This window comes from Algoriphagus sp. (genome assembly GCF_024642405.1).
Classification (GTDB): domain Bacteria; phylum Bacteroidota; class Bacteroidia; order Cytophagales; family Cyclobacteriaceae; genus Algoriphagus.
Window position 1 is genome coordinate 1 of the sequence record NZ_JAHEBC010000097.1, and the last position, 6,477, is coordinate 6,477.

General features: G+C 38.1%; 7 protein-coding genes. 2 read left to right on the top strand and 5 right to left on the bottom strand.

Annotated features, from left to right (window positions below):
- Both Q0L68_RS09420 and Q0L68_RS09425 read left to right on the top strand, forming a co-directional pair.
- A partial coding sequence (locus tag Q0L68_RS09420) for a family 20 glycosylhydrolase (RefSeq protein WP_296702117.1) occupies positions 1-1,402 on the top strand: 1,402 nt, incomplete at its 5' end.
- 90 nt (positions 1,403-1,492) lie between these two features.
- Positions 1,493-2,368, top strand: a complete 876-nt coding sequence (locus Q0L68_RS09425; RefSeq protein ID WP_296702119.1) for a DUF808 domain-containing protein — start codon at positions 1,493-1,495, stop codon at positions 2,366-2,368.
- A gap of 44 nt (positions 2,369-2,412) precedes the next feature.
- Here Q0L68_RS09425 and Q0L68_RS09430 read toward each other — a convergent pair whose 3' ends face one another.
- The 5 genes from Q0L68_RS09430 to Q0L68_RS09450 all read right to left on the bottom strand — a co-directional run bounded on the left by Q0L68_RS09430 (position 2,413) and on the right by Q0L68_RS09450 (position 6,476).
- Positions 2,413-2,889 carry an acyl-CoA thioesterase gene (locus Q0L68_RS09430; protein ID WP_296702120.1) on the bottom strand — a complete coding sequence of 159 codons (477 nt, stop codon included), beginning with the start codon at positions 2,887-2,889 and terminating at the stop codon, positions 2,413-2,415.
- Positions 2,889-3,275 (bottom strand): hypothetical protein, encoded by a 387-nt coding sequence (locus Q0L68_RS09435; protein ID WP_296702123.1) that lies wholly within the window; start codon positions 3,273-3,275, stop codon positions 2,889-2,891. Before Q0L68_RS09435 ends, Q0L68_RS09430 begins: the two co-directional genes overlap by 1 nt.
- 169 nt (positions 3,276-3,444) lie before the next feature.
- Positions 3,445-4,371 (bottom strand): SGNH/GDSL hydrolase family protein, encoded by a 927-nt coding sequence (locus tag Q0L68_RS09440; protein WP_296702125.1) that lies wholly within the window; start codon positions 4,369-4,371, stop codon positions 3,445-3,447.
- 8 nt (positions 4,372-4,379) lie between these two features.
- Entirely contained in the window at positions 4,380-4,835 is a 456-nt protein-coding gene (locus tag Q0L68_RS09445) for a DUF4440 domain-containing protein (RefSeq protein ID WP_296702128.1), read from the bottom strand.
- Positions 4,836-4,916: 81 nt separating this feature from the next.
- Positions 4,917-6,476, bottom strand: coding sequence for a M81 family metallopeptidase (locus tag Q0L68_RS09450; RefSeq protein WP_296702130.1), 1,560 nt, complete (start codon positions 6,474-6,476; stop codon positions 4,917-4,919).
- Position 6,477 lies beyond the last annotated feature (1 nt).

Consider the following 6,477-nt stretch of genomic DNA (forward strand, 5'->3'; position numbering starts at 1 on the left):
TAGAAATATTCGGATTTCACCTTTGGTACAAGGACTTGGACATGCCTCTTTTATCCTAAAACATCCAGAATACATTCCTATCAGGGATGATCCGGAAAGTGATTGGGCTTTTAATCCGCTGGATGAAAAAACGTATGAGGTTCAATTTGACTTATATACCGATGCTTTAAAAGCTTTTACACATGCCAATTATCTTCATGTAGGAGGGGACGAAGTTCATACAACAGGAAGGAATAGCGGAAAATCGGCTTTGGAACTTCAGTTGACATGGCTGAATAAAGTGAGTAAATATGCTGAAGAGAAAGGGTTGACCCCGATTTTTTGGGATGATATGCCGTTGCAAAATGCGGGTTTGTATAGATCAATTTATAATTCAAATTTAAACGAAGCACAAATTGATAGTATTTGGTCCATCAATGAGTCTAAACTCAATGAGTTTGTGGACATGTTTCCGAAGAACTGTGTATACATGCGATGGAATTACAGCATGCCTGAGTCGCCAGGGAATAAAAGAGCGATTCAATGGTTTACTCAAAATGGATTTAATGTGATGGGTGCAACAGCTGGGCAAACGCGATGGAATCTAATGCCATTAGAAAACAGTAATACTGCCAATATTCGGGATTTTGCCCTGAGTTCAATTGATCTTAACGCGGATGGCTTGTTGTTGACACTATGGGATGATGATTCTCCATTGTTTGAATTGTATCAGCGTGGTATAGCCACTTTTGCAGAATATACTTGGTCTGGACAGCAAAGATCAGAAGATGAGATCCACAAAGCTTTTCGTCAGCGAATGTTTGGGCCTGATGTGGCAGCAGAAGAATTTGCCTTTGTAGAAAGTCTGGAAGGCCCAGTTGCCTTTTGGAAAAATGCTTTATTGGATGGAACAGATAGAAATAGGCTAAGGAGAATAAATGATCCAATAAATAATGCTTTAATAGAATTGCCGGATTTAGATTCTGCAGGAGTTTGGACAGAAAAGTATCAGGATAGGGTTTCTAAAGCTGAAGAAAACCTGAAAGTGGTGGAGGAAGTCATGGATAAAATAGAAGCTTCAAAAAAAGCAGCTTTGAGAAATACCTATAATTTGGAAGCATATGAGCAAGTAGCCAAAGTTGTACAATTTACGAATCAAGCTCTGATTACTTTGGCAAAACTTGATCATCCCAGTGGGGAAGAAAGAAATATTGCCAAAGCAGAATTAGCTGGGATGAAAGCCAAGTGGAATTCTATAGAATCTGATTTGGAGCAAGTTTATGGTAAAACCAGAGTTTTGAATAAACCAGATGATTACGTTTTAGATCAGGATCATCACGTTCATTTGGCAAATCAGGCCAGGAAGTTTTCCGACTGGCAATTTTATGTGGAAGATTTGTTTTTAGAAAAGATCAAAGAATAACTTTTGCAGAAATTTAATTGAGGTATATCTTCATCCAAAAAATATGCTTTTTAAGAAAAGCTGATTTTTTAAAGACTAGATAAAAAAAATATGGCATCAGGATTATTTGCTTTGCTCGATGATATCGCCACATTGATGGATGATGTAGCAGTGATGAGTAAAGTTGCAGCAAAGAAAACTGCAGGGATTTTGGGGGATGATTTGGCTGTAAATGCGGAGAAAGCATCAGGATTTGTTTCAGATCGTGAGCTACCTGTGCTTTGGGCTATTACCAAAGGATCATTGTTGAACAAAATAATCATTCTGCCTTTTGCTTTTTTGTTGAGTGCTTTTGTTCCCTTGGCGGTGACCATCATTTTAATCTTAGGGGGAGTCTATTTAGCTTTTGAGGGAGCCGAAAAAATCTATGAATATTTGGTGCCACATTCCCATGAGGATAAAGTGATATTGTTAGAAAATCTAACTCCAGAAGAAATTTTAAAAAAAGAAAAAGAAAAGATCCGTTCGGCAATTGTAACAGACTTTATCTTGTCAGTTGAAATTGTAATAATTGCGCTGGGCACCGTTGTTCAAGAGTCTATTACCAATCAAATTATCGTAGTTTCAATAATTGCATTATTAGCAACAATTGGAGTTTATGGAATTGTAGCGATCATTGTGAGAATGGATGAATTTGGGTATAAATTAATTGCTATCAATGAAGAGAATAATAGCTTTTCCGATAAAGTAGGAAGAGTTTTAGTAAAAGCCTTGCCAAAGATTATTAAGGGAATGGGAATCATCGGAACCATCGCTTTAATCTTAGTTTCTGGTGGGATTTTCGTTCATAACATAGAGTTTTTCCACCATTTACTTCCTTCTTGGCCATCGATTATAAAAGAAATACTTGTTGGCCTATTGATTGGATTTGTCGCTTTTGGATTTTTTGAGTTGTTTCTCAAGTTAATTAAGAAAAAAGCTCATTAGCTTTTAAGGCTCCTTCGGGATCCTTTTTTGATTGTTTTTGTTCATTACTCATTAAAGAATGGTTTCATCTCATTGTGAATGTTTTCACGGAGCGTTTTCAGCCGGATTGCATATTCTTCTAATTTCTTTTCCTGATCTGTTTTGGGAATCCAAGGCTTGACTTTTTTTGGATTTCCATGTTCGTCGACCGCTACAAAAATGATGATACAGTGGGTTTTTTTCTCAAACTCATGCACCGAAAAATCTCTTGAATACACTTCCACCATGATATGAATGCTGGAGTTTCCAGTATAGATTACCGAAGCATCAATTTTAATTACCTCTCCAATATTGATGGGCTTGTAAAAACGGATACCCCCTACATAAACGGTCACGCAGTAACTTTCCGCCCAAGTTCTCGCACAGGTATAAGCAGTTTGATCAAGCCATTTCATCACAACTCCACCATGCACTTTTCCTCCGAAATTAATATCTGAAGGCTCGGAAATAAACTGAAACGAGGTTTTATGTAGGTTTTCCATTAGGAGGATTTTAAAGGATGTGTAAATACAATTAATGAAAAAATCACTGCAAAAACAGCATAAAAGACAGTTAAAATCAAGATTGGAATTGAATCCAAATTATTGAAAGAAAACTTTATCAGCGCCAATGCCCCAATAATGAAATGAGAGAAATTTCCGATGGCGATTGGTCTATTGTAAATGCCTCCGATTGTACTTCCTCTAACCGTCCAATTGACCATCGCAAAGCCAAAATATAATGCACCGGTAATCTGAAGAAATAACGATGATCCGGAGGGAAGTCCTAAGAAAGAAGCAATTTCCTGCGGAATGAAAGTCAGGTCAATTCCTAATAAACCCAAGAATATGGCACTTGAAGTAAAAATAAATTTGGTGTTGATTTTCATGAAATTAACAATAGCTAAGTATTTCTGATTCCGCTTTTTCCGATGTTTTTGTTTTAGTGATTCAAACACGTCAATAGGAGAAAGTCCTGTTTAAATAGAATGATATTTTAAAATATAAGAATTTAGGGATAAAAATATCTTCTATATTATGTCAGCTTGGGTTAATTGTTTAGCGGAGTAAAATTTGAATTTCCTTTTCTAATAAATTGACTTGAATGTAAGCCTCCTCTAAAGGTAAACCCTCAGCCAAACCTGGCCTCAAATGGCCTGTGGATCGCAGCCAGGCATCCCGAAGGATGGCTTGTTTTTTAGAAATTAAAGCTAAGATTTCAATAGCATTTGGGTAGGAGCTAACCGAATTACTGAATTCTTCAAATGGATCAAGTTCAGATTCTCCAATGGATTGTAATATCGATTTAGCCATTAGCCAATGTCCTGTATCTCCTGGATGAATGCCATCTTTGGCGAGATAAAAAGTTGAGTCTGAAGCTCTTTTTTCTTCCAAAAACTTTCTCATCGACCAATGCAAATCAATCACTTCCCAAGAATCTGTATACCTTTTGCTTATTAGCCAATCGGAATAATTATCCAAAACGTTTGCATAGGCTTCACCTTTGATGGGATCATAAATTGGTGGGGTTACAAAAATCGCATCGGCCTCAATAGATAAGATCTTATCGTTTAGCCAATTGATTCCATCTCTATATTTCGCAAATCGGATTTCATCCAGGGGTAAATAAATCCCATCATTCATCCCATAGTTTGCGAAAACCAAATCAGGTTTGATTTGCTCAAAAACCCGATCTAGACGCTCATGTAAATCCGGTCTTGGGAATCTTCCTCCTGCATGTCCTTCTTCAGAAAGACCTGAAACTGTTTCACTGGGTAGACCTAAATTTAGCCATTCAATGCTTGATTCAGGGTGTTTCAACCTGTAATATGTTTCTATGTAATTAATATACTGACCTCCATAAGTAATGCTATTACCTAAAAACAAGATCTGCTTTGTGTCCTTTGAAATAGGATTGATTTCTTGGCCGTTTGCTTTGGCTATTAGCAAGAAACTTAAAAATAGAACTAGGGATCGAAATTTCATAAGAATGCTTATTTCTCTGCTGCAGGGAAACTATGCAGATTTTTGATTCTCCAACCATTTTCAGTTTTGACAGCCACAACACTTTCAATCCAATGAATTTCACGGATGGATTGGCCATTTGTGGAAATGCTGGCGTAATTATGATAGATCGTATATCCCATTTTTTGATCCACATGAGTTTCGATGAAATCAAATTTGTTTATGCGTTCACCGGATTTCCGATTTTTGGCATTTGTTAGAATCCCTTTGATAATTTCCATATCCCAGATCTCACCGTTTTCTAAGATTTTGATATCGGGAGTATAGTATTTATCTATTTGATCCAAATCATATGAGGAAAACAAAACGTCAAAAGATTCCTTCACTAAGTTTTGGATTTGAACTTCGTCCGAAAGAATATTTTCCTGTGCGAAAGAAGGTAGACCTGTTCCTAAGAAAAGTAAGAGATAAAATAGTTTTTTCATGATTTTGGGGAGTATTTGAATTGAAGATAAAAAAATGCTGCTCCTTTTGAGAACAGCATCTTAATTAAATTTTTTGGGGTATTAGTTGAGTTTATCTGAAGCAGGAATAAATTGAGTATTAAGATCTGGAGTTTCCATATCCTTATCCAATGGAAACATTGGTCGATTAATTCTCTTATATCCCAATCTTTCTAAATCCTGATCAACTCCACCGGGTGTCAAAGCCATCACCCAATCTGCTCTCATGTCATAAAGCTCCGGTACGAGATAGCCGATTTTTACCACAACAATATCTGCTTCCCTAGGCTTTAAACCGAGATCAGTAAAATCACTTTCATTATGATAGGGCTTTCTCTTTTTGGTGACAATGACATGTACTGAACCAACTTTTATAACTACTTCTACTTCAGCCGCTCCATCACCTTCTTTGATTGCTTCAACTGTACCTTTCAATAAAACCGGTGGAGCGAATCTATCATCAACTGCAGCTCCCGCAGTTCCTTCAACCTGTCCACCAACCCCAGCTGCTAGTGCCTTTTCCACCAACTCAGGTCCTGGAATCGAAGCATAAATTAGGCTTGGGCCATTTTCAGATTTAAATGCAGGTCTCTTTAAAATTTCAGTAATGGTCCAGGTAACATCCCCGGCTCCACCCGCAGTTGGATTGTCTCCCATATCGCTGATCATGAAAGGCTTTTTATCACTGGCTAAAGCCATTTTCAGACTTTCATCCAAAGTTGCCACAGGTGCAACAAATTCAAATTCATTTCTAACATCCCAAAAGCTATTTGCCAGGTATTCTGCTGATTCAGAAACTGCTTTTTCATCGTCTCCAGTTACCATCACTACAGCATGGTTTCTTGGTTCATCTGCCCAAGCATATCCTATCCAAATCGCAGCATCTATGACCCCTTCCTTTTCTGTCTGGCTAGGAATTTTGGCATAGAGGCTCTTTCCAGGGTCAATTCTGGTACTGGTCTTTTCTCCTGGAAGAAGAATCGGAACAGGAATCCAAGCTTTGAAAGCAGGCTTTCCTTTTCCATTTTCCAGTCTGTCCAACATATTTTCAACAGCTCTTTGCTTTGATTCCAAAGCATCTTCATGGGGAGCCATTCGGTAACAGGTGATCAAATCCGTATGCTTGGCAAGTCGCTCAGAAACATTACCATGTAAATCCATGGAAGTGGAAATCAAGGTTTCCGTGCCGACAACATCTCGGACTTTAGCAATGAAATCCCCTTCAGGATCATCCAGTCCAACGACACTCATGGCACCATGGATATCAAAAAACAATCCGTCATAAGGAAGATTTTTTTTCAGCATTTCAAGCGTCACGCCTACCAATGAATCATAAGCTTCTCTGGTAACAATTCCCCCAGGAATAGCATGTCCTCTTAAAGTAGGAAACCATTCTGCCCTTGCTCGATCCACCGAACCAGAATCCAAAAATGGATAGTAGCTGAATATTTCCTCTTCAACCCGAGTACGAAATGCCGCAGCATCACTTTGGGCAGGGGAGAATGTGCTGGATTCTATTGCAAGACCGGCAATTGCAATTCGGGGAAGTTTTTCTTTAGGCTCTGAACTGGTACAGCTGAAAGCAAGTAAAATCGCCAAAAGGCCAAAAATTGAAGTTCTCATG

Coding starts and splice junctions, on each gene's coding strand:
- Q0L68_RS09440 (WP_296702125.1), bottom strand. CDS start 4,371: ATGAAATTTCGATCCCTAGTTCTATTTTTAAGTTTCTTGCTAATAGCC.
- Q0L68_RS09435 (WP_296702123.1), bottom strand. CDS start 3,275: ATGAAAATCAACACCAAATTTATTTTTACTTCAAGTGCCATATTCTTG.
- Q0L68_RS09450 (WP_296702130.1), bottom strand. CDS start 6,476: ATGAGAACTTCAATTTTTGGCCTTTTGGCGATTTTACTTGCTTTCAGC.
- Q0L68_RS09425 (WP_296702119.1), top strand. CDS start 1,493: ATGGCATCAGGATTATTTGCTTTGCTCGATGATATCGCCACATTGATG.
- Q0L68_RS09445 (WP_296702128.1), bottom strand. CDS start 4,835: ATGAAAAAACTATTTTATCTCTTACTTTTCTTAGGAACAGGTCTACCT.
- Q0L68_RS09430 (WP_296702120.1), bottom strand. CDS start 2,889: ATGGAAAACCTACATAAAACCTCGTTTCAGTTTATTTCCGAGCCTTCA.